The sequence below is a fragment of the Pseudomonas fluorescens genome, assembly GCF_000802965.1.
Lineage (GTDB): Bacteria > Pseudomonadota > Gammaproteobacteria > Pseudomonadales > Pseudomonadaceae > Aquipseudomonas > Aquipseudomonas fluorescens_A.
The window spans coordinates 104,401-125,302 of the sequence record NZ_JSAK01000015.1; the positions used below are offsets into that span (position 1 = coordinate 104,401).

General features: G+C 59.0%; 20 protein-coding genes. 9 read left to right on the forward strand and 11 right to left on the reverse strand.

From position 1 onward, the window contains the following. Positions 1-340 precede the first annotated feature (340 nt). Positions 341-1,081 carry an osmolarity response regulator transcription factor OmpR gene (ompR, locus tag NL64_RS12975; RefSeq protein WP_020795794.1) on the forward strand — a complete coding sequence of 247 codons (741 nt, stop codon included), beginning with the start codon at positions 341-343 and terminating at the stop codon, positions 1,079-1,081. A 103-nt stretch (positions 1,082-1,184) separates the two neighbouring features. Beyond that, a complete protein-coding gene (locus NL64_RS12980; protein WP_034148477.1) occupies positions 1,185-2,498 on the forward strand; it encodes an ATP-binding protein in 1,314 nt (437 codons plus the stop codon). 154 nt (positions 2,499-2,652) lie between these two features. Here NL64_RS12980 and rimK read toward each other — a convergent pair whose 3' ends face one another. Together rimK and NL64_RS12990 are read right to left on the reverse strand one after the other, a co-directional pair. Beyond that, on the reverse strand, positions 2,653-3,558 hold the full coding sequence (rimK, locus tag NL64_RS12985; RefSeq protein ID WP_034148478.1) for a 30S ribosomal protein S6--L-glutamate ligase: 906 nt from the start codon (positions 3,556-3,558) through the stop codon (positions 2,653-2,655). Continuing rightward, entirely contained in the window at positions 3,555-4,016 is a 462-nt protein-coding gene (locus NL64_RS12990; protein ID WP_172668673.1) for an ATP-dependent zinc protease family protein, read from the reverse strand. The genes rimK and NL64_RS12990 overlap by 4 nt, the downstream gene beginning before the upstream one ends. Before the next feature lie 233 nt (positions 4,017-4,249). Between NL64_RS12990 and NL64_RS12995 the strand changes: the two genes are divergently transcribed. The 3 genes from NL64_RS12995 (at position 4,250) to NL64_RS13005 (ending at position 7,496) form a co-directional block, all read left to right on the forward strand. Beyond that, complete coding sequence (locus NL64_RS12995; protein ID WP_034148480.1) at positions 4,250-4,654, forward strand: RNA-binding S4 domain-containing protein; 405 nt, start codon at positions 4,250-4,252, stop codon at positions 4,652-4,654. Positions 4,655-4,871: 217 nt separating this feature from the next. Next, positions 4,872-5,774, forward strand: coding sequence for an Hsp33 family molecular chaperone HslO (hslO, locus tag NL64_RS13000; protein ID WP_034148481.1), 903 nt, complete (start codon positions 4,872-4,874; stop codon positions 5,772-5,774). A gap of 180 nt (positions 5,775-5,954) precedes the next feature. Beyond that, positions 5,955-7,496 carry a phosphoenolpyruvate carboxykinase gene (locus tag NL64_RS13005; protein WP_034148482.1) on the forward strand — a complete coding sequence of 514 codons (1,542 nt, stop codon included), beginning with the start codon at positions 5,955-5,957 and terminating at the stop codon, positions 7,494-7,496. 61 nt (positions 7,497-7,557) lie between these two features. On the opposite strand, the gene NL64_RS13010 is transcribed toward NL64_RS13005, so the two are convergent. From NL64_RS13010 to NL64_RS13025, 4 genes are all read right to left on the reverse strand, one after another. Further along, positions 7,558-8,412 carry a DMT family transporter gene (locus NL64_RS13010; RefSeq protein ID WP_034148652.1) on the reverse strand — a complete coding sequence of 285 codons (855 nt, stop codon included), beginning with the start codon at positions 8,410-8,412 and terminating at the stop codon, positions 7,558-7,560. A 54-nt stretch (positions 8,413-8,466) separates the two neighbouring features. Further along, on the reverse strand, positions 8,467-8,808 hold the full coding sequence (locus NL64_RS13015; protein ID WP_034148483.1) for a DUF1493 family protein: 342 nt from the start codon (positions 8,806-8,808) through the stop codon (positions 8,467-8,469). A 235-nt stretch (positions 8,809-9,043) separates the two neighbouring features. Next, entirely contained in the window at positions 9,044-9,340 is a 297-nt protein-coding gene (locus tag NL64_RS13020) for a hypothetical protein (protein ID WP_034148484.1), read from the reverse strand. Positions 9,341-9,743: 403 nt separating this feature from the next. Next, positions 9,744-10,034, reverse strand: coding sequence for a hypothetical protein (locus tag NL64_RS13025; RefSeq protein ID WP_034148485.1), 291 nt, complete (start codon positions 10,032-10,034; stop codon positions 9,744-9,746). Positions 10,035-10,506: 472 nt separating this feature from the next. On the opposite strand from NL64_RS13025, the gene NL64_RS13030 reads away from it, so the two are divergent. The 3 genes from NL64_RS13030 to NL64_RS13040 all read left to right on the forward strand — a co-directional run bounded on the left by NL64_RS13030 (position 10,507) and on the right by NL64_RS13040 (position 14,425). Beyond that, positions 10,507-12,435: a RecQ family ATP-dependent DNA helicase gene (locus NL64_RS13030; protein WP_034148486.1), complete on the forward strand. Its 1,929-nt coding sequence runs from the start codon at positions 10,507-10,509 to the stop codon at positions 12,433-12,435. A gap of 200 nt (positions 12,436-12,635) precedes the next feature. Continuing rightward, the gene (locus NL64_RS13035; protein WP_034148487.1) at positions 12,636-13,862 is read left to right on the forward strand and encodes a 3-hydroxyacyl-CoA dehydrogenase; all 1,227 of its coding nucleotides are present in this window, start codon (positions 12,636-12,638) and stop codon (positions 13,860-13,862) included. A gap of 143 nt (positions 13,863-14,005) precedes the next feature. Further along, positions 14,006-14,425 (forward strand): acyl-CoA thioesterase, encoded by a 420-nt coding sequence (locus NL64_RS13040; RefSeq protein WP_034148488.1) that lies wholly within the window; start codon positions 14,006-14,008, stop codon positions 14,423-14,425. A gap of 71 nt (positions 14,426-14,496) precedes the next feature. Here NL64_RS13040 and NL64_RS13045 read toward each other — a convergent pair whose 3' ends face one another. The 4 genes from NL64_RS13045 to NL64_RS13060 form a co-directional block, all read right to left on the reverse strand. Continuing rightward, on the reverse strand, positions 14,497-14,988 hold the full coding sequence (locus tag NL64_RS13045; protein WP_034148489.1) for a glycine zipper domain-containing protein: 492 nt from the start codon (positions 14,986-14,988) through the stop codon (positions 14,497-14,499). A 303-nt stretch (positions 14,989-15,291) separates the two neighbouring features. Continuing rightward, positions 15,292-17,640 carry an FdhF/YdeP family oxidoreductase gene (locus tag NL64_RS13050; protein WP_034148490.1) on the reverse strand — a complete coding sequence of 783 codons (2,349 nt, stop codon included), beginning with the start codon at positions 17,638-17,640 and terminating at the stop codon, positions 15,292-15,294. Next, positions 17,637-18,476, reverse strand: a complete 840-nt coding sequence (gene fdhD, locus NL64_RS13055; RefSeq protein ID WP_034148491.1) for a formate dehydrogenase accessory sulfurtransferase FdhD — start codon at positions 18,474-18,476, stop codon at positions 17,637-17,639. The genes NL64_RS13050 and fdhD overlap by 4 nt, the downstream gene beginning before the upstream one ends. 92 nt (positions 18,477-18,568) lie before the next feature. Beyond that, entirely contained in the window at positions 18,569-19,456 is an 888-nt protein-coding gene (locus NL64_RS13060; RefSeq protein ID WP_034148492.1) for a LysR family transcriptional regulator, read from the reverse strand. A 136-nt stretch (positions 19,457-19,592) separates the two neighbouring features. On the opposite strand from NL64_RS13060, the gene lysM reads away from it, so the two are divergent. Next, positions 19,593-20,033 carry a peptidoglycan-binding protein LysM gene (gene lysM, locus NL64_RS13065; protein ID WP_034148493.1) on the forward strand — a complete coding sequence of 147 codons (441 nt, stop codon included), beginning with the start codon at positions 19,593-19,595 and terminating at the stop codon, positions 20,031-20,033. 154 nt (positions 20,034-20,187) lie between these two features. Here the strand turns inward: lysM and yrfG are convergent, their stop codons facing one another. Further along, positions 20,188-20,850 carry a GMP/IMP nucleotidase gene (gene yrfG, locus NL64_RS13070; RefSeq protein ID WP_034148494.1) on the reverse strand — a complete coding sequence of 221 codons (663 nt, stop codon included), beginning with the start codon at positions 20,848-20,850 and terminating at the stop codon, positions 20,188-20,190. Positions 20,851-20,902: the final 52 nt, after the last annotated feature.

The window sequence follows — 20,902 nt, forward strand, 5'->3', positions numbered from 1 at the left end:
AAAGCAGGCTCGCAGGCGCAGAGATAGAGGCTTGGCGAGTCTGGTTGAGCGGCCCGGGCTGCGCCGCTACCTGGGTCAACAGGCACTCCGTTGACCCGTGAAATCGAACAATTACTGCCGACGCCATGAAAATAAATGGCGCCTGTCTGTAGTACCTGTCTGATGTTGCCTGACACAAATGGCCGCGCATTATAACCAGCGTTCTGCCGTTCGGGGGCATCGCAGGCTGCGGGCACAATGGCCGGTTTTCTGGCGGTAAAGGAAAAATCTGCTAACAATGCACACGGTGCGTATAACGGCAGCTACGCCATAATGCGCGCCGAGATCAAAGGAGCATCCAATGAGCAGCACTGCAAACATTGCTGAAGGCGAAAAAATTCTAATTGTTGACGACGATCCGGGCCTCAGCAGCCTGCTGGAGCGTTTTTTCGTCAGCAAGGGCTACCGTGCCCGCGCCGTACCGAACACCGAGCAAATGGATCGCCTGCTGGCGCGCGAAGTGTTCAACCTGGTCGTCCTCGACCTGATGCTGCCCGGCGAAGACGGCCTGACCGCCTGCCGCCGCCTGCGCGGCGCGAATAATCAGATTCCGATCATCATGCTCACCGCCAAGGGCGACGAGCTGAGCCGCATCAAGGGCCTGGAGCTGGGCGCCGACGATTACCTGGCCAAGCCGTTCAACCCGGACGAGCTGATGGCTCGCGTCAAAGCGGTGTTGCGTCGTCAATCGGCCCCGGTGCCAGGCGCCCCGGGCAGCGAAGACGAAAGCGTGACCTTCGGTGATTACGAGCTGTCACTGGCCACCCGCGAGCTCAAGCGCGGCGAAGAAGTGCACATGCTCACCACCGGTGAGTTCGCGGTGCTCAAGGCCCTGGTGATGAACGCCCGTCAGCCATTGACCCGTGACAAGTTGATGAACCTGGCCCGTGGTCGCGAGTGGGATGCCCTGGAGCGTTCCATCGACGTGCAGATCTCCCGCCTGCGCCGGATGATCGAACCTGATCCGTCCAAGCCGCGTTACATCCAGACTGTCTGGGGCGTGGGTTACGTATTCGTGCCGGATGGCGCCGCCACCAAGTGATCGGCGATTTGTAGGAGCGGGTCGTGCGGATGACATTGTCCGCAGACTCGCGATCCGCAATATGCGAGCATCGCTCGCTCCTGCAAGTGTGTAGCGGTTATCCATGAAAACCCCGGTTTGGTTCCCCCAGAGCTTCTTCTCCCGCACCCTGTGGCTGGTGCTGATCGTCGTCCTGTTCTCCAAGGCACTGACGCTGGTTTATCTGCTGATGAACGAAGACGTGCTGGTGGACCGCCAGTACAGCCACGGCGTCGCCCTGACGCTGCGCGCCTATTGGGCCGCCGACGAACAGAACCGCGACAAGATTGCCGACTCCGTACCTTTGATACGCGTAGTAGGCGCCGGTGTGCCGGAAGGTGAACAACACTGGCCTTACAGCGAGATCTACCAACGGCAGATGCAGGCCGAGCTGGGCGCGGACACTGAGGTGCGATTGCGCATGCATGCACCGCCGGCGTTGTGGGTGCGAGCGCCAAGCCTGGGTGAAGGCTGGCTGAAAGTACCGCTATACCCGCACCCATTGCGCGGTCAGAAAATCTGGAATGTCCTCGGCTGGTTCCTCGCCATTGGCTTGCTGTCCACTGCCGCGGCATGGATCTTCGTCAGCCAGCTCAACCAACCATTGAAACGTCTGGTGTATGCCGCACGGCAACTCGGTCAGGGTCGCAGCGTGCGTCTGCCGATCAGCGATACGCCGAGTGAAATGACCGAGGTTTATCGCGCCTTCAACCAGATGGCCGAAGACGTCGAACAGGCCGGTCGCGAGCGTGAGTTGATGCTGGCCGGGGTTTCACATGATTTGCGTACGCCGCTGACCCGTTTGCGGTTGTCTTTGGAGTTGATGGGCGACCGCAACGACCTCACCGACGACATGGTCCGTGACATCGAAGACATGGATGCGATTCTCGACCAGTTCCTGGCGTTCATTCGCGATGGCCGCGATGAGACAGTGGAAGAGGTGGACCTGAGCGATCTTGTTCGTGAAGTCGCCGCGCCGTACAACCAGACCGAAGAAAAAGTGCACTTGCGTCTGGAGCCTATCCAGCCGTTTCCGCTGCGCCGGGTGTCGATGAAGCGACTGCTGAATAACCTGATCGGCAATGCGTTGCATCACGCAGGCAGTGGCGTGGAAGTGGCCGCCTATGTTTCGGGTGACACTGCCGCGCCGTACGTGGTGCTAAGCGTCATGGACCGCGGCGCCGGTATCGATCCGTCGGAGCTGGAAGCCATCTTCAACCCGTTTACCCGGGGTGATCGTGCCCGGGGCGGCAAGGGCACTGGATTGGGCTTGGCGATTGTGAAGCGGATTGCTTCGATGCACGGCGGCAACGTTGAGCTGCGCAACCGTACCGGTGGAGGTCTTGAAGCGCGGGTGCGCTTGCCACTGGGTCTGATGTTGCCTAGAGACGCGGTTTAGGAGTCGTCCTTGTGGCGAGGGAGCTTGCTCCCGCTCGGTTGCGTAGCAGCCGCGAGACCTGGCAACCGTATTTCAATGAAACAACACGGTTGCCGGAATCGGGAGTCCTTCGGCCTCCAGCGGGAGCAAGCTCCCTCGCCACAAAAGCTTTGCGTTAACCTTTCCCTTTGGTCCGGGTCATATTCGGCCCGCCATTCTTCTCCAGATGCTCGATGATGATCCCCGCCACGTTCTTGCCAGTGGTGGTCTCAATCCCTTCAAGTCCTGGTGACGAGTTCACTTCCATCACCAATGGCCCGTGATTGGAGCGCAGGATATCCACACCCGCCACCGCCAACCCCATGACCTTCGCCGCACGCAGTGCGGTCATGCGCTCTTCCGGTGTGATCTTGATCAGGCTGGCGCTGCCGCCGCGATGCAGGTTGGAGCGAAACTCCCCAGGTTTGGCCTGGCGCTTCATCGCTGCAATCACTTTGTCGCCCACCACGAAGCAACGAATGTCGGCGCCACCCGCTTCCTTGATGTATTCCTGAACCATGATGTTTTGCTTGAGGCCCATGAACGCCTCAATCACCGATTCTGCAGCCGTAGCGGTTTCGCACAGCACCACGCCGATACCCTGGGTGCCTTCCAGCACTTTGATCACCAGCGGCGCGCCGTTGACCATCGCAATCAGGTCGGGAATGTCGTCGGGGGAGTGGGCAAAACCGGTGACCGGCAAACCGATCCCGCGGCGAGACAACAATTGCAACGAGCGCAGTTTGTCCCGCGAACGGGCGATGGCCACTGATTCGTTGAGCGGAAATACCCCCATCATTTCAAACTGGCGCAATACCGCGCAGCCATAAAACGTCACTGATGCACCAATCCGCGGGATCACTGCATCGAAACCTTCCAGCGGTTTGCCGCGATAATGGATCTGAGGCTTGTGGCTGGCGATGTTCATATAGGCGCGCAGGGTATCGACCACCACCATTTCATGGCCGCGTTCGGTACCGGCTTCGACCAGGCGACGGGTGGAATACAGACGCGGGTTCCGCGACAGCACAGCGATCTTCATGCAACACCTGTGGAGGAGGTAGATACCGGGAACACCGGCTTGTCTTGTACATATTTAATGCCTGGATTGACCACCAACTGGCCGTCGATCAGGGCTTTGGAACCCAATAGCAGGCGATAACGCATGGACTTGCGGCAGGCGAGGGTGAACTCGACCCGAAAGACCCGGTCACCGAGGGCCAGGGTGGTGCTGATCACGTATCGCACCTGCGCGTGACCGTTAGAGCTTTTAATGGTTTTTCTCGTCACCAGCGGTGCCTCGCAACGGCGGTGCCGCAACTGCACCACCGTGCCCAGGTGCGCCGTGAAACGCACCCACTGCTCGCCATCGCGATCGAATGTCTCGATATCGGTGGCGTGCAGGCTGGAGGTGCTGGCGCCGGTGTCGATTTTTGCCCGAAGGCCGGCGACTCCCAAATCCGGGAGCGCCACCCACTCGCGCAGACCGACAACGGTCAAATGGTCAAATGTCTTCAAAATTGCTCAACCGGTAGATACCGCGTTGGCCGCAGGGGGCCGATTTCGCGGTATTCACGCAGAATAATGGTTAAAAGGCGACAGATATCTACGGCCCGGATTTCCAGCCCCGCAAGGCGGTTCTGGAATGTCAGCATTGTAGTCCGGGACGGAGTAATTCTTGGTACGACAGAACGGTAGTACAGTTCACTAATATTTCAGAGCGAGGAAATCCCATGGCACAAAAAAACGATGAGGACGACAAAGTCCGCCTCGATAAATGGTTGTGGGCTGCGCGGTTTTACAAAACCCGCGCCTTGGCCAAAGCGGCGATTGAAAGCGGCAAGGTGCATTGTCGGGGCGAGCGCTGCAAACCTGGCAAGGAGCCGCGCATTGGCGATGAATTCGTGATCCGCACCGGTTTTGAGGAACGCACCGTGGTGGTCCAGGCGCTGTCGATCGTGCGCCGTGGCGCGCCGGAAGCGCAGACGCTGTACGCCGAAACCGAAGCCAGCATCGCCAAGCGCGAAAACGCCGCCGCTGAGCGCAAGGCAGGCGCCCTGGGTGTGAGCACCGATGGCAAACCGAGCAAGAAACAGCGCCGCGATCTGTTCAAGTTTCGAGGCGGCAGCAACGAATGATTCACCGGGGCCGCCGATCACATCAATCCGCCCAAGACTTGTAATTGCGCCTTTGCGTAGCCATATGAGGTAATTCGCCTGCCGTGCATGTGCCGTTCGTCGTAAAGCGCACACAGTCACTGGCCTGTAAGCCATAACCAGACAGCGAAACTCTGTGGCTAAGGCGTAACTTCGAATTCTGTCACCACTTTTGTCACCACTTCAGATACCCAGACTTATGACCGACCTACCGGATAACGACTTCACCCAACGCTTCATCTTCGATGACAGCGACACCCGCGGCGAGATGGTTTCGCTGGAACTCAGCTACGCTGAAGTCCTGGCCAAACACGCCTATCCGGAGCCGGTTGCGCAACTGCTCGGCGAACTGATGGCGGCTGCGGCGTTGCTGGTCGGCACCTTGAAGTTCGATGGTCTGCTGATTCTTCAGGCCCGTTCCGAAGGCCCGATCCCGTTGCTGATGATCGAATGCTCCAGCGAGCGCGACATCCGTGGCCTGGCCCGTTACGAGGCCGACCGGATCGCCCCCGACGCCACCCTGGCCGACCTGATGCCCGACGGTTCGCTGACTTTGACCATCGACCCGAAACAGGGCCAGCGCTACCAGGGCGTGGTCGATCTGGATGGTGAAACCTTGTCCGATTGCTTCACCAACTACTTCGTCATGTCCCAGCAGATCGGCACGCGCATCAAGCTCTGCGCCGATGGCCGTCGCGCCCGTGGCCTGTTGCTGCAGCAACTGCCCGCCGACCGCTTGAAAGACGAAGAAGAACGCGCCGCCAGCTGGCAGCACCTCACCGCGTTGAGTGGGACGTTGACCGCCGACGAACTGCTGAGCCTGGACAACGAAACCGTGCTCCATCGCCTCTACCACGAAGAGCAGGTGCGACTGTTCGATGTGCAAAAACTGCGTTTCCGTTGCAGCTGCTCGCGCGAACGCTCGGCCAATGCGCTGGTCAGTCTGGGTATGGAAGACGCGCAGAACCTGGTGGTCGAGCACGGTGGAAAAATCGAGATCGACTGCCAGTTTTGCAACCAGCAGTACCTGTTCGACGCCGCCGATGTCACTCAATTGTTCGCCGGCGCGGGTGTCGATACGCCGTCAGTTACCCGTCACTAAAACGTTTCAGCGCAGGTAGATTCACTGGTTAGCGCCGGAATAACGCCGTTACGACAGGAGGGGCCTACTCTTTTTGGGCTTTTCTGGCATAATCCGGGCCACTTTTTTCGCGGTAGTAGTGCACGACTTTCTACTACAAAAACGTTTGGAGCACTCGGCCACTGGCCGACGGGGAACCTCATGACGCAAGCCAATAACGCCGTGTACACCGATCTGAGTGTTGATGATCTGGTTAAAGAAGCCCTCAACCGCGGTGAAGGCGAGCTTGCCGATACCGGCGCACTGGTTGTTCGTACCGGTCACCGTACCGGCCGTTCGCCAGTCGATCGTTTCATCGTTGATGAGCCGAGCACCACAGGCGCTATCGCCTGGGGCCCGATCAACCGCAAGTTCCCGGCCGACAAGTTCGATGCCCTGTGGAACCGCGTTGAGGCTTTCAACAACGCGCAAGAGCACTTCGTTTCCCACGTGCATGTAGGTGCGGCTTCCGAGCACTACCTGGCCGTGAAGATGACCACCCAGACTGCCTGGCAGAACCTGTTTGGTCGTTGCCTGTTCATCAATCCGGCCCAGTACAACCCGGCTGGCCGTGAAGAATGGCAAGTGCTTAACGTCGCCAACTTCGAGTGCGTGCCTGAGCGTGACGGCACCAACTCCGACGGTTGCGTGATCCTCAACTTCGCTGCGAAGAAAGTGCTGATTGCCGGCATGCGTTACGCCGGTGAAATGAAGAAAGCCATGTTCTCCGTGCAGAACTTCCTGCTGCCGGCCGCCGATGTGCTGCCGATGCACTGCGCTGCCAACATCGGCGAAGAAGGCGACGTGACCCTGTTCTTCGGTCTGTCCGGCACTGGTAAAACCACCCTGTCCGCCGACGAAAGCCGTTACCTGATCGGTGACGACGAACACGGTTGGGGCGAAGGCGTGGTGTTCAACATCGAAGGCGGTTGCTATGCCAAGTGCATCGACCTGTCCGAGAAGAACGAGCCAGTAATCTGGAAAGCCATCAAGCACGGCGCAGTCCTGGAAAACGTCGTCATCGACGATGCCAAGCACGCCGACTACGCTGATGTCAGCCTGACCCAGAACAGCCGCGCCGCTTACCCGCTGGAGCACGTTGCCAAGCGTTCCGAGAAGAACCTGGGCGGCGAGCCGAACGCTGTAATCTTCCTGACCTGCGACCTGACCGGCGTGCTGCCGCCAGTGTCGATTCTCAACGAAGAACAAGCGGCCTACCACTTCCTGTCCGGCTACACCGCTCTGGTGGGCTCGACTGAAATGGGTTCGGGCACCGGCATCAAGTCGACCTTCTCCACCTGCTTCGGCGCACCGTTCTTCCCGCGTCCGGCCGGCGAATATGCTGAACTGCTGATCAAGCGCATCCGCGGCTTCGGCTCCAAGGTCTACCTGGTCAACACCGGCTGGACCGGCGGTGGATACGGCGTCGGCAAGCGTTTCAACATCCCGACCACCCGTGCGGTGATCGCAGCGATCCAGAGCGGCGCGCTGATCGGCACCGAGACCGAGCACCTGGACACCATCAACCTCGACGTGCCACTGGCCGTACCGGGCGTTGAGACTGGCCTGCTGAACCCACGCAACACCTGGGCTGATAAAGCCGCCTACGACGAAGCCGCCAAAGCACTGGCCGGCCTGTTCATCGAGAACTTCAAGAAGTTCGAAGTGAGCGACGCGATCAAGGCTGCGGGCCCTAAGTTGTAAGTGTTGGTTTGATGCAATGAAAAAGCCGCCCTTCGGGGCGGCTTTTTTGTGCGCGGGGGTTTCAGGTTTTAAGGTGCAATACAAACGCTCCGACCAGCACCAGCATGACCCCCAGCACCTGCACCTTGCCCAGTCGCTCCTTGAAAAATACATACCCCAGAATCGCCGCAATCCCGCCCGACAAGGTGCTGATGACGGTCACCACCGACACCGAGCCGGCTACCGCACCCCAGGCAAACGATGAAAAACCGCCGAGGTTCATCAGGCTGGCACCCGTCAGTGTCAGGCAGTTTTTCAGCGGTGGTATTTTCAGGCCGTCGTGGATCCTTACTACGATCACCACCAGCACCATCAGCCCGACCAGATACGCTAGCCAGAGCATCGTCACCGGCCCAAGTATCGGCAGTACAAAACGACCTTGTAGCCAGAAACTGATGCCGTAGAAGACCGCCGCCAGCAACGCATAGGCAATGGAACTGCTTGCCTGCGTGGTGTGTGGCACTTTCGGGTCGGAATGAGTGCTGGAGAGGATCACACCAATGACGCACAGAACGATGCACAGTAACTGGAGCAGGCTGATCTGCTCGCCGCCAGCCCAGGACAACAACGTGGTGACTACGCCGTAAGAGGTCACCAGCGGCGCCACAATGGAGGCTTTGCCGAGGGCGAAGGCCTTGGATAAGGCCAGCGCGCCGGACACGGTTAGCACGGCGGCAGCGACGCCAATCAACCAGACATCAAGCGGTGCGGCCATCGATCGCAGAATGAATACGGGGAAGGCGATCAGCAGCAGGCTCATAATGGCGAAGCCCAGCGCCTGACCGAAATACACGGCGCGTTTGACGCCTACAGCGCGGGCGTTCAAACCCACCAGAAAATCCGTGCCGCCCCATAACAAGGCAGCCAACAAGCCCATCAGTACGTCCACGCAATGTCCTTATCGTTATGCGCCGGGGACGTTATAGGCCTTCTAGCCATCCGTGTCCCAGCGCAGGGCCTTGATAGCCCGGTAGAGCATGCCGATGGTCAATGGCACCTTCTCGCCGCGTCCCTTGGCTTTTCGCTTTAGATTCACATCGTAGCCGTCGGGCTGGAAATAGCGATAGCTGTCGAAATCCACGAAGTCGATGGTGAAGTGTTCTTCCAGGGTTTCGATCAGGTGTTGTGCGTCGGCACCGTTGCAGCCGAGGTCGAAATTGATCGAGGTGCTGAGGCTGATGGCTTTGCGCTCGGGGAAGCCGAGTTCTTCGTGCAGGAGCTGGATGAGCTGGTGGAGGGTTGGGTCGTCGGGGAGGTTGGGGGCGAGGTTCATTGCGGGGTGTCCGGGTAGGCTTGGACTGATCTTATTGGTCGTTGGAATAGAGTGGAAGGATCGGAGCAGACTTTCGTTCCGCAGAATCTCATTCATCTGTTGCACGCTTTCCATTAGGTCATAAAAAAATCTGCTCATGGCTATCTCCAGCGTTCGACGACTTTGTTTCCCATCGGAGCAAATCTTGTTACTTGATCGCTCCTGCGCAGTGCGTGGGAGCGATCTGAAGTTGATGTTAGATCGGAGCTTTCCAGTTGAGCATGCGTTGCTGGGCGACTTTGAGCAGGTCGCAGCCGTCCTGGGTTAGCAGGTAGAGCGCGTGGGTGATGTGCGGGATGTCTTCGATGTCGCCGTCGAGGAAGCTTTGGCAGTGCAGGGTTCGGAGCAGATCGCTGGACGCTCGGATGCGCTGGAGAGCGGATTCGAGAATGTCTTGGGGGTTGGCTTCTGTGTCGATAATTAGCGGGGTGGTGTCGGTGAGGTTGGTTTGGAGTGGGCGGTAGCGATTTGGAAACGGATTAAGAGTTGGCATAAGAGGTACTCGGTTTGTTGTTTAGTAACCGCCAACACCGTGACCAAACGATAGGAGGCGGACTGTGCGCAGGCTTGGTCAACCGAAAACAACAAATCGGCTCGCCCGAGGGCGTCCCACACACAGCCGCCATAACAAAACACTACGAGGACATAGATGTCCGCGGCGCGAATGATGGCACACATGTGTGCGTTGTTCTCAGGTGACCAAACCTGATCGCTGAATTTGCAGCGATGCAGGGACAGTAAATGTTCGTTGCCAGTCAGCGATAGCCGACAAGGTGTCTTCTTTTGTAGGACGTTGCCGAAGCTTTGATAGGGCGTTGCTGACGGACTTGTCCACATGGCACCGCGTTATCGTTCATCGCTGGCAAGCCAGCTCCCACAGGAAAATGGGGTGGGACTTAGCCGGTGAGTTTCGGCAGGCGTTGGCGGGCGATGTCGAGCAGGTCGTTGCCGTCCTGGGTTAGCAGGTACAGGGCGCTGACGATGTTGGGGATGTCGCTGGTGTCGGCCTGTTTGAAGCACAGGCAATACAGGGTTTCGAGCAGGTCGCTGGCGGCGCGGATGCGTTGGCGGGCGGCGTCGAGGATTTCGAAGGGGTCGGCTTCGGTGTCGATGACCAATACCGGGGTTTCGCCGTAGCGGGTTTTGAGTGGGCGGTAGCGGTGGGTCAGTGGATCGGGGGTGGTCATCGAGGTAGGTCCTGTGCGAAATCGGCAAGTGTGCCCGGCAGGCCGAGACACTGTTTTCAGCCGTGCCGGAAACTATAGAAGGGCGCGGCGCTGTGCGACAAGACGGCTGAGGTCGACAGGTTTTGTAGGGTATTTGATTGGGTGTGAGGAAACGGATTACGTCTTGGTTGAAGGGGCTTCAGACGCTGTAGGTCATTTCGGGATGTGTGGTGGATGTTCCGGCCTCTTCGCGGGCAAGCCCGCTCCCACAGATATTTCGATTGAGCACAAAATATACGTTCGCTGAAGATCAACTATGGGAGCGGGCTTGCCCGCGATAGCGATTTGTCATTCAGCCAATTCTTCAAGCCTGGCATGCCGGCCCGCCATCCGCTGTATCATCCCGTATCGTTTTTTGCCCCGACCTTTTCTCGACTCGCTGCGATCGCCGGCTAGGCTTTGCTCATCGCAGCAGTCAACGGAGTGACAGCTTATGCACAACACCCTGGAACAGGTTTTCGGTTATCCACAGTTTCGACCCGGTCAGGAGAAAACCGTCAGCGCCGTGCTGGCGGGGCGTTCGGCGGCGGCTATTTTTCCCACCGGTTCCGGCAAGTCCCTGTGCTATCAATTGTCGGCAGTGTTGCTGCCGCATCTGACGCTGGTGGTCTCGCCGTTGTTGGCATTGATGCAGGATCAGTTGGCGTTCCTGCAGCGTCATGGCATTGCCGCGGGCAGTATCGACTCGGCCCAGAGCCGCGATGACGCAAGCGATGTGATGGCCCGCGCCAGGTCCGGCGAATTGAAAATCTTGATGATCTCGGTGGAGCGCCTGAAGAACGAGCGTTTCCGCAATTTCCTGCAGCAAGTGCCGATCTCGTTGCTAGTGGTGGATGAGGCCCATTGCATCTCGGAATGGGGCCACAACTTCCGCCCGGATTACCTCAAGCTGCCGGACTACCAACGCCAGTTCAACATCCCGCAGGTCTTGCTGCTGACGGCTACGGCGACACCCAAGGTCATTGTCGACATGCAGACGAAATTCGCCATCGCTCCCGATGACGTGGTGACCACGGGTTTCTATCGACCGAACCTCAATCTGTGGGTAGAACCGGTGCGCGGTCCGGACAAACGCCGACGTCTTGTCGAGTGGATGAGTGAACGTCCCGATCAGCCGAGCATCGTCTACGTCACCCTGCAGAAAACCGCCGAGCACATTGCCGAACATCTGCAACGCAACGGCATACAGGCCGAGGCCTATCACGCCGGTTTGCCCCATGACCAACGTGACGGCATCCAGAAACGCTTCATGGGCGGGCAGTCCAATTGCATCGTCGCGACCATCGCCTTCGGCATGGGCATCGACAAGAGCAATATCCGCAACGTCGTGCATTTCGACCTGCCCAAATCCATCGAAAACTACAGCCAGGAAATCGGCCGTGCCGGGCGTGATGGGCAGACGTCCGATTGCCTGGTGCTGGCCAATCGCGACAGCCTCAACGTGCTGGAAAACTTTGTTTACGGTGATACCCCTGAGCTCGACGGTATCCGCCATGTCGTCGACGAGTTGCAAGCGTGTGCGCCGCAAGGGGAGTGGGAGTTTCTGTTGGGACCTTTGGCGGATAACAGCAACATCCGCCAGCTGCCGCTCAAGACGTTGCTGGTGCAACTGGAGCTGCGTGGAATCATTGCCCCGCGTTATGCCTATTACGCTGAGTACCGTTTCAAATACCTGGAGGAACCCGAGGCGTTGCTGGCCCGTTTCGAAGGCGAGCGCAAGGATTTCGTCGCGGCGATCATCCAGACCTCCAAGCGTGCACGGAGCTGGGCCACGGTTAACTTCGACGCGTTGTACGAGCAACACCAGGCCGAGCGCAACCGGGTGGTCAAGGCGCTGGATTATTTCCAGGAGAAGGGCTGGGTCGAGCTTGAAAGCAAGTTGATGACCGAGGTCTATACCCTGCTGCAAACAGACTTTGACCCGCAGACACTCAGCGCTGAACTTCACGCCGGTTTCACCCGGCACGAACAAACCGAGATCGCGCGAATCCACGCCATGCTGGATTTGTTTGCCACCGAGCGTTGCCTCGGTTTCCGGTTGGCCGAGTATTTCGGCGACAGCAACGCCCCGCAGCAATGCGGGCATTGCTCGGTGTGCCATGGGCAGGTTGCACGGCTCCCGACACCGCCGGAGTTGTCGGCGCTTGTGGATAAAAACTTCGAGGCGCTGTGTGGCGAGTTTATCCACAAGCATGAGCAGCACACTGGCAGCCTGCCCTCGGCAGAGCGAGTGACGCGGTTTCTGTGCGGGATCAGTGTGCCGCTGTTCACCAAGCTCAAGGCGCGGACGATATCGGGGTTTGCGGTGCTGGAAGATTATCCGTATGCCGAGGTGCGGGGGTGGGCCGAAGCGAATCTCTAACCTGTAGGAGCTGCCGAAGGCTGCGATCTTTTGACTTTGCTTTTTAAGATCAAAAGATCGCAGCCTTCGGCAGCTCCTACAGGGGATCATCGGTTGCATCCACGCGCTGAATGTTGCTCATCACAGGAATAAATTTCAAAAATGCGCGGTGGCTGACTATGGTGAGGGCTGTCTTTGGATCGCCAACAAGAGAACAAGAGATGAACCAGACACCGTTCAACATTCAGCGCGCAGCCGTGATCGGCGCGGGCACCATGGGCCGTGGCATTGTCATGTGCCTGGCCAACGCCGGCGTGGCGGTGCAATGGGTCGATAACAATCCGCAGATGCTTGAGCAGGCTCTGGTTGCCGTCGCCGACACCTACGCCCACAGCGTGCGACAGGAGCGTATTGATCAGGCCGAGGCAGAAGCCCGTATCGCCCGAGTCACGGCAGCCGCCGATTACGCGGCCATCCGCGACGTCGACCTGGTGATCGAAGCGGTTTACGAAAACCTCGAACTCAAGCAGTCAATCTTCCGCGAACTGGATGGCCTGCTCAAACCTGAAGCGATTCTGGCGAGCAACACTTCAGCGCTGGACATCGACGCGATCGCTGCCGTTACGCGCCGTCCGCAACAAGTCCTGGGCCTGCACTTTTTCAGCCCGGCACACATCATGAAACTGCTCGAAATCGTCCGCGGTGCCCAGACTGCTCCGGCGGTGCTTGAGGCCGCGCTGGCGTTGGGCAAGCGCATGGGCAAGGTCAGTGTGGTGGCGGGCAACTGCGACGGATTTATCGGCAATCGCATGCTCAATACCTACGTGCTTGAGGCGCGCAAGATGCTGCTGGAGGGCGCTTATCCGTATCAGGTGGATGCGGCGCTGCAAGGTTTCGGTTTTGCCATGGGGCCGTTCCGCATGTTCGACGTAGTGGGTGTCGACCTGCAATGGCGCGCCCGGCAGCTGTCCGGCGTGGGGCAGGATGCGCCAGAAGTGCAGGTGGATAACCGATTGTGTGAGCTGGGCCGTTTCGGCCAGAAGAGCGGCAACGGCTTTTACCATTATGAGCCGGGCAGTCGTCAGGCGGAACACGACCCGCTAGTTGATGCATTGGTATTGGAAGTGAGTGAAGGTTTGGGCTTCCATCGTCGTGAGATCAGCCAGGAGGAAATTCTGGAGCGCTGCTTGCTGGCGCTGGTCAACGAAGGCGCGAAAATCCTGCAGGAAGGGATCGCCGGATCGGCTCATGATATCGATCTGGTGTACCTCAATGGTTATGGCTTCCCTGCGGAAAAGGGTGGTCCGATGGCTTGGGCGGATCAGCAAGGGCTGGCGGATATTCATCAGCGCCTGCTGGCGCTGGAAACGCGCCAAGGTGACCACTGGCAGCCGGCGCGGTTGATTGGGGAGTTGGCGGTGGCGGGTAAGGGGTTTGCTGATCGTTGAGTGATGAATTGCCTGAACCGATGCTTCGCTGGCAAGCCAGCTCCTACAGGGGGAGCAATGTTCTGTGGGAGCTGGCTTGCCAGCGATGAATGCGACACGGTTTTCGACATAGACTGGCAACCCAACTCCAGGAACCAATACTGATGCCCCAACGCACCGAATATCCACACTTCCAACCCATCACCACCCGCTGGCACGACAACGACGCCTACGGCCACGTCAACAACGTCACCTACTACAGCTTCTTCGATACGGCGGTGAACACTTACCTGATCGAAGTTGGTGGTCTGGATATCCATGACGGTGAGGTGGTGGGGTTCGTGGTGAGCTCAGCTTGCGATTACTTTGCCTCCATCGCATTCCCGGAGCGGATCGAGATCGGTTTGCGGGTCGGCAAACTGGGCAACAGTTCGGTGCAATATGAGTTGGCGGTGTTCAAGCAAGGCGAGGACGAAGCCTGTGCAGCGGGGCGCTTTGTGCATGTGTTTGTCGACCGGGCTTCGAATCAGCCGGTGGCGATACCGGACAACCTGCGCAGTGCGATGGAACGTCTGATGGTTTAAATCAGGCAAAAAAAATCGCAGCCCTCGGGCTGCGATTTCTGTTTGTCAGTGAACATTCCGGTGTTCCGGGATCAGTCACGATGACGATAGTACTTGTGGTGCTTGCGATGGCCGTAGGCATGACCGCGACCTGGGTGGCCGTCACGGTAGTAACGACGACCATCATGGCCACGATAACGACGATCATCGTCGTCGTCATCATCGGCCTTGTTGCCCATGTAGTTACCCAGCGCGCCACCGGCGCCGCCGCCTGCTGCGGAGCCGATCAGGCTGCCGGTGGTGCCGCCCACGCTACGGCCGACCACGTTACCGCCCGCTGCGCCCAACGCACCGCCAATGGCGGCTTCGCCACGGCTGTGTTTGTCTGCGCCGACTGCACTACCACCCGCGCCGCCCAGGGCCGCGCCGATGGTGGAACCTGTATTGCCGCCCAGTGACTGACCGACGACCGAGCCCAAAACCCCGCCCAATGCGCCGCCCACACCGGCTTCGGTGTTGCCGCCAGCAGAAGCGATGCCACTGACCAGGCCAAGGGACAACAAGAGAATCGAGGAGAACTTCATAAAGGAACCTCAAGGGGATGACGACGCGATCCTGAGGCTGTGTCAGAGGTGTGACAATCGAAATCCGACGAGTAACACGACTTCAGCACATTTCTATAAGTTGCTGTTTTTTGGGCGGAACTTAACGGTTTTTCGCCGGTCTTTAGTTACTTCGGACAGGCCGTTTTTGTGAAAAAACGGCCTTTTTTGTGGGCGGTTGAAAAGTTGTTGTGCCAGCAATAATGTCAAAAGATCGCAGCCTGCGGCAGCTCCTACAGGTATCGGTGTAGGAGCTGCCGCAGGCTGCGATCTTTTGTTTTTGCTTTAAGCCGATCTGGCCAAAATCAACCCGGTCTCACTCGCCGCTTCCAACCGGATCGCCACGAACTTCGACGTCGGCGTATGGCTGCCATCCCCGGTGCTTTCCAGCGGCACCAGCGGGTTCACTTCCGGGTAGTAAGCCGCCGCTTGCCCCGCCGGGATATCAAACGCCAGTAGCGTAAAGCCCTTCACCCGACGTTCCACGCCATCATTCCAGATCGACACGATGTCAGCTTTCTGCCCCGGCTTGAAGCCCAGGCGAATGATGTCGGCTTCGTTGACGAACAGCACATCACGTTGCCCCTTCACTCCGCGATAACGATCGTTGAGGCCATAGATCGTGGTGTTGTACTGATCGTGGGAACGCATCGATTGCATGATCAGGTCCGGCAGCTTGCCGGTGGCACGGGTGCGTTCGTGTACCAGATCCTTGGGCAAAAGGTTCGGCTTGAAATTGGCTCGACCCGACGCCGTGTTCCAATTGCGCGCACCGGCACTGTTGCCCAGATAGAAGCCACCCGGGTTCTTGATCTTCTCGTTGAAGTCCTTGAAGTTGGGAATGGTGTCGGCGATCAGGTCGCGGATGCGCCGGTAGTCGGCGACCAGCCAGTTCCAGTCCACGGGTTTGCTGCCCAGCGTGGCGGCGGCGATGCCGGCCAGGATCGCCGGCTCAGAGCGCATCTGGTTCGACAGCGGTTCCAATTGGCCGTTGGAGGCGTGGACCATGCTGAACGAGTCTTCGACAGTCACCGCTTGGGGACCTTCGGTCTGTCGGTCGATGTCGGTACGGCCCAGGCACGGCAGGATCAGCGCGTCTTTGCCGTGAGCCAAATGGCTGCGGTTGAGCTTGGTGCTGATCTGCACGGTCAGGTCGCAATTGCTCAGGGCCTGGAAGGTCCGTGGGCTGTCCGGGGTGGCCTGGGCGAAGTTGCCGCCCAGGGCGATAAACACTTTGGCGCGACCTTCGGCCATGGCATGAATCGCCTCGACCACGTTGTGGCCATTTTCACGCGGCACCTTGAACTGGAAGCGCCGCTCCAGCGCATCGAGGAACGCCGCCGGCGGGCGTTCGTTGATGCCCATGGTCCGGTCGCCCTGCACGTTGCTGTGGCCACGCACCGGGCACAGGCCCGCGCCCGGCCGGCCGATGTTGCCGCGCAGCAGCATCAGGTTGGCGATTTCCTGAATGGTCGCTACCGAATGGCGATGCTGGGTGATGCCCATCGCCCAGCACATGATGACGTTCTTGCCCTTGAGGTACATCCGCGCCGCTTGCTCGATTTCAACAAGGGTCAGGCCGGATTGCTCGACGATCTGTTCCCATTGCGTGTCGTCGACGATGCCGAGGTACTCCAGCACGTTGGCGCTGTGTTCGTTGAGGAAATCGTGATCGAACACGGCAGGCTCACCGGCCTTCTGCGCGTCGCGCTCCCATTGCAACAGGAACTTGGCCATGCCACGCATGATTGCCATGTCACCGCCCAAGGCTGGACGGAAGTAAGCGGTATTGGTCGCTTTAAAACCGTTGGTGAGCATTTCGATCGGATGCTGCGGATGCTGGAAACGTTCCAGCCCGCGCTCTTTCAGCGGGTTGATGCACACCACTTGCGCGCCACGTTTCACCGCTTCGCGCAACGGTTCGAGCATCCGTGGGTGATTGGTGCCAGGGTTCTGACCCCAGACAAAAATCGCATCAGCGTGTTCGAAGTCGTCGAAGGTCACGGTGCCTTTGCCAACACCGACACTTTGCGACAACGCCACACCGCTGGCTTCGTGGCACATGTTCGAGCAGTCGGGGAAGTTGTTGGTGCCATAGGCGCGCACGAACAATTGATAGAGAAACGCCGCTTCGTTGCTGGCGCGGCCCGAGGTGTAGAACTCGGCTTGATCCGGGCTCGACAAGCCTTGCAGGTGTTTGGCGATCAGAGCGAAGGCATCGTCCCAGCTGATGGGCTGGTAACGATCGGTTTCGGCGTTATAGCTCAACGGCTCGGTCAGGCGACCCTGATACTCAAGCCAATAGTCGCTCTGTTCCAGCAACGAAGTGACGCTGTGCCTGGCGAAGAATTTGCCATCGACACGCCGTTTGGTCGCTTCCCAGTTCACCGCTTTGGCGCCGTTCTCGCAGAACGCCACCATGCCGGCTTCATTGGAATCGCCCCAGGCGCAACCCGGGCAGTCGAAGCCGCCGTTCTTGTTGGTCTTGAGCATCATGCGCAGGTTTTTCAGGGCGTTGTCGCTGGTCAACCAGGCCTGGGCCACGCTGATCAGTGCACCCCAGCCACCGGCCGGGCCTTTGTAGGGTTTGTAGCGAGGTACGGGTGTCTGATCGGCTTGACGGTGTTGACTCACGCTTGATTCTCCAAAGCCGGGCTGTACACCCGCGGCGCATTCTTTTGTGGCAAATGGATGAGATTGAGGTTGTGGCGACGGGCCCATTGCACGGCGAGGCCCGTGGGCGACGACAGGCTGACCAGTGTCTGGATACCGGCGCGCAAGACTTTCTGGATCAATTCGAGGCTGCACCGGCTGGTGACAATCGCCAGCCCGCCAGTGATCGGGATGTTGCGGCGGATCAAGCCGCCGATCAGTTTGTCGAGAGCGTTGTGCCGGCCGATGTCTTCTCGACCCAGCAGCAGTTCGCCCTTGTCGTTCATGAACACGGCCGCATGCACCGCGCCGCAATACTGGCCGAGCGGCTGAAATTCATTGATGCGCTGGCGCAGGCCGTCGAGCCATTCTCCAGGTGGTAGTGGCGCTCCGGGCAACACCTGGAGGTCCGGCAACGCCTGCTCCACCGCTTCCACGCCACAGAGCCCGCAACCGCTGGTGCCGGCCAGTTGCCGACGCTGCTGCTTGAGGTTCCAGAAGGCGCGGTTGGCGATGGTCACTTGCGCGTACTGCGCCGACCCCGAGCCGCTGAGTTGCAGGTCGTAGATATCAGTGGCGTCCTGGATGATGCCGCTGCCCAGGCTGAACCCGACGATGAAGTCTTCGAGATCCGTCGGAGTCACCAGCATCACCGCCTGGCTGATGCCGTTATAGGCAATCGCCAACGCGACTTCCTCGGCCAAGGCAGTGCTGGCCGATTCGGAGTATTCAAGGTTGCTGTAGCTGTAGGTCTGGCTGGCAGCGGGCTCGGGCGTTTTTGGGGCGGGCGCCGAGCAGTCAGGGCGCTTGGCGTTCATGGCATCACCGGCGGTTTGGTCAGCTTTAAGACTAGGCGCGACAACTTGTCGCGTCTAATCGCTAATACTGATCTACCGATAGATGGCGTCGATCAAGCGCTAGGCAGCGATTGCTGAAAAATCGCGAAACAAGCTTCCGCCAACGCTGAGCGAGGGGCGCTACGACGCATGATCAGCCCCAGCCGGGCGAGGGTCTGGGCATTTTCGATGGGGTGCAGGCGCAGATGATCGGTGAGGTTTTCCAGGCCACCGTCCAGCGGCATCACGGCGCAGCACAGGCCGCCGTGCACAGCTTGTAACAGTTGATGCACCGCATCGGTCTGCAACAGCGGTTGCGGTGTCAGGCCGCGGATGTGGAAGTTGTGGTCGATGGACTGGCGAAAGTGCATGCCGCTGGTGAGCATGCCCAATGGCAGCTCCATCAACGATTCCCAACTTAGCGACGCCTCACTGAAGGTAAAGAAGCGCTGATCGTAGAGCAGGCCCATACGTGCTTCGCTGAAGGTCAGCGACTCGAAGCGTTCGCTGTCCAGACGTTCCAGATAAGAGACGCCGATATCCAGCCGATTGTTCGCCAATTGTTCGAGGATCTGCTCGGAGCTCAGCGCCGAGAGTTCGAAGCGCAGGTTCGGGTGCTCGGCGTGCAGGCGTTGCATGAGCGGCAGCGGGTCGAAACTCGACAGTGGCACAACGCCCAAACGCAACGTACCGACCAGATTGCCGCGACAAGCGGCGGCCTCGGCGTACAAGCCGTCGTAGGCCGCCAATACCGTGCGCGCCCAGGCCAGAACCCGCTCACCCGGTGCGGTAAAACCTTCGAAACGCTGACCGCGATTGACCAGCGGCAGGTCGAGTTCTTCTTCGAGACTGCGCAGGCGCATCGACAGGGTTGGCTGGGTGATGTGGCAGCGCGCGGCGGCCTGGCCGAAATGCCGGGTTTCGTCGAGAGCGATGAGGAATTTCAGCTGCTTGATGTCCATCTTCGCTCCAGTGTTCGGGAAGGGGCGGATTCTATCGCTTGGCGGGAAGCGGCGTCATTGGTCGGGTTGAATCCGCAAGTGACGGGTGTGGTCTAGGCTTTTGCGTCTGGAACCCGAAACCCAAGGAGAGTGCACCATGAGTCTTTTGAGCTTTGTGAAAGAAGCCGGCGAAAAACTGTTGGATTTACTGACACCGGGAAACGCTAATGCCAGCGAGCAGTTGAAGGAACACATCAGCAAAGTCGGCCTGGGTAATCCAAATGTGCAGGCGACAGTCGATGGTGACAAGGTCACTGTGACCGGTGAAGTGGCAAGTCAGGAAGAGAAAGAAAAGATCCTGCTTGCAGTGGGCAATATTGCCGGTGTCGGCAGTGTGGATGATCAGATCACCGTGACTGGGCCTGTGGTAGTGGCCGCAAAATTTGTGGTGGTCGAGAAGGGCGACACCCTGAGCGCCATTTCCCTGCGTGTGTATGGCGATGCCAACAAATATCAGAAAATCTTCGAGGCCAACAAACCGATGCTCAAGGACGTGAACAAGATCTATCCAGGGCAGTCGTTACGTATTCCTGAATAACATAACACCTGTGGCGAGGGAGCTTGCTCCCGCTGGAGTGCGAAGCACTCCCAATCCGGCCAATGCGTTCTATCTAATAGATCGCGTCAGTTGAATTGCGACTGCTGCGCAGCCGAGCGGGAGCAAGCTCCCTCGCCACAATGACGTGTCGGGTCTAAAGCCCGGTAATGAGCTCCCGATAATCCCCCACCGCCGCAAACTCTGCCGTGTCCTTCGGCCCCTTGCGGCTGTCCGGCTCGCGCACGGCCAACAGATGGGCCACGCCAAAATCCCGGGCACTGCGCAGGATTGGCAGCGTATCGTCGATAAACAGGCTACGCGCCGGCTCGAAGTCGATGTCTGCCTGCAACGCCTCCCAGAACTGCGGGTTTTCCTTGGGAAAGCCGTAATCGTGGGAGCTGATCAAACGCTCGAAGTACGGCGCCAGTTCGATTTTCTCCAGTTTCAATGACAGGGAATCGCGGTGCGCGTTGGTGATCAGCACCACACGCTTGCCAGCCTGTTTGATCGCCGCCAGGAACGTATCGGCATCTGGGCGCAGGGCGATGAGGTGCGCGGTTTCCAATTTCAATTCGCGCACCGGCAGCTTCAGTTCGGCGCTCCAGAAATCCAGGCAGTACCACTGCAACTGGCCGGCATTGCGTTCGAACAACGGCTGCAGTTCCAGCTCGGCCATGGCCCGGCTCACCCCGTGCAACTCGGCATAACGCTGAGGCAGGTGCTCCAGCCAGAAATGGTTGTCGAAGTGCAGGTCCAGCAGCGTGCCATCCATGTCCAGCAGAACAGTGTCGATGTCGCGCCAGGGCAGCAGGGACATAAAAAACTTCTCCAGCGGTAAAAAAAGGTATCCGAAGACAACAATCAGGATA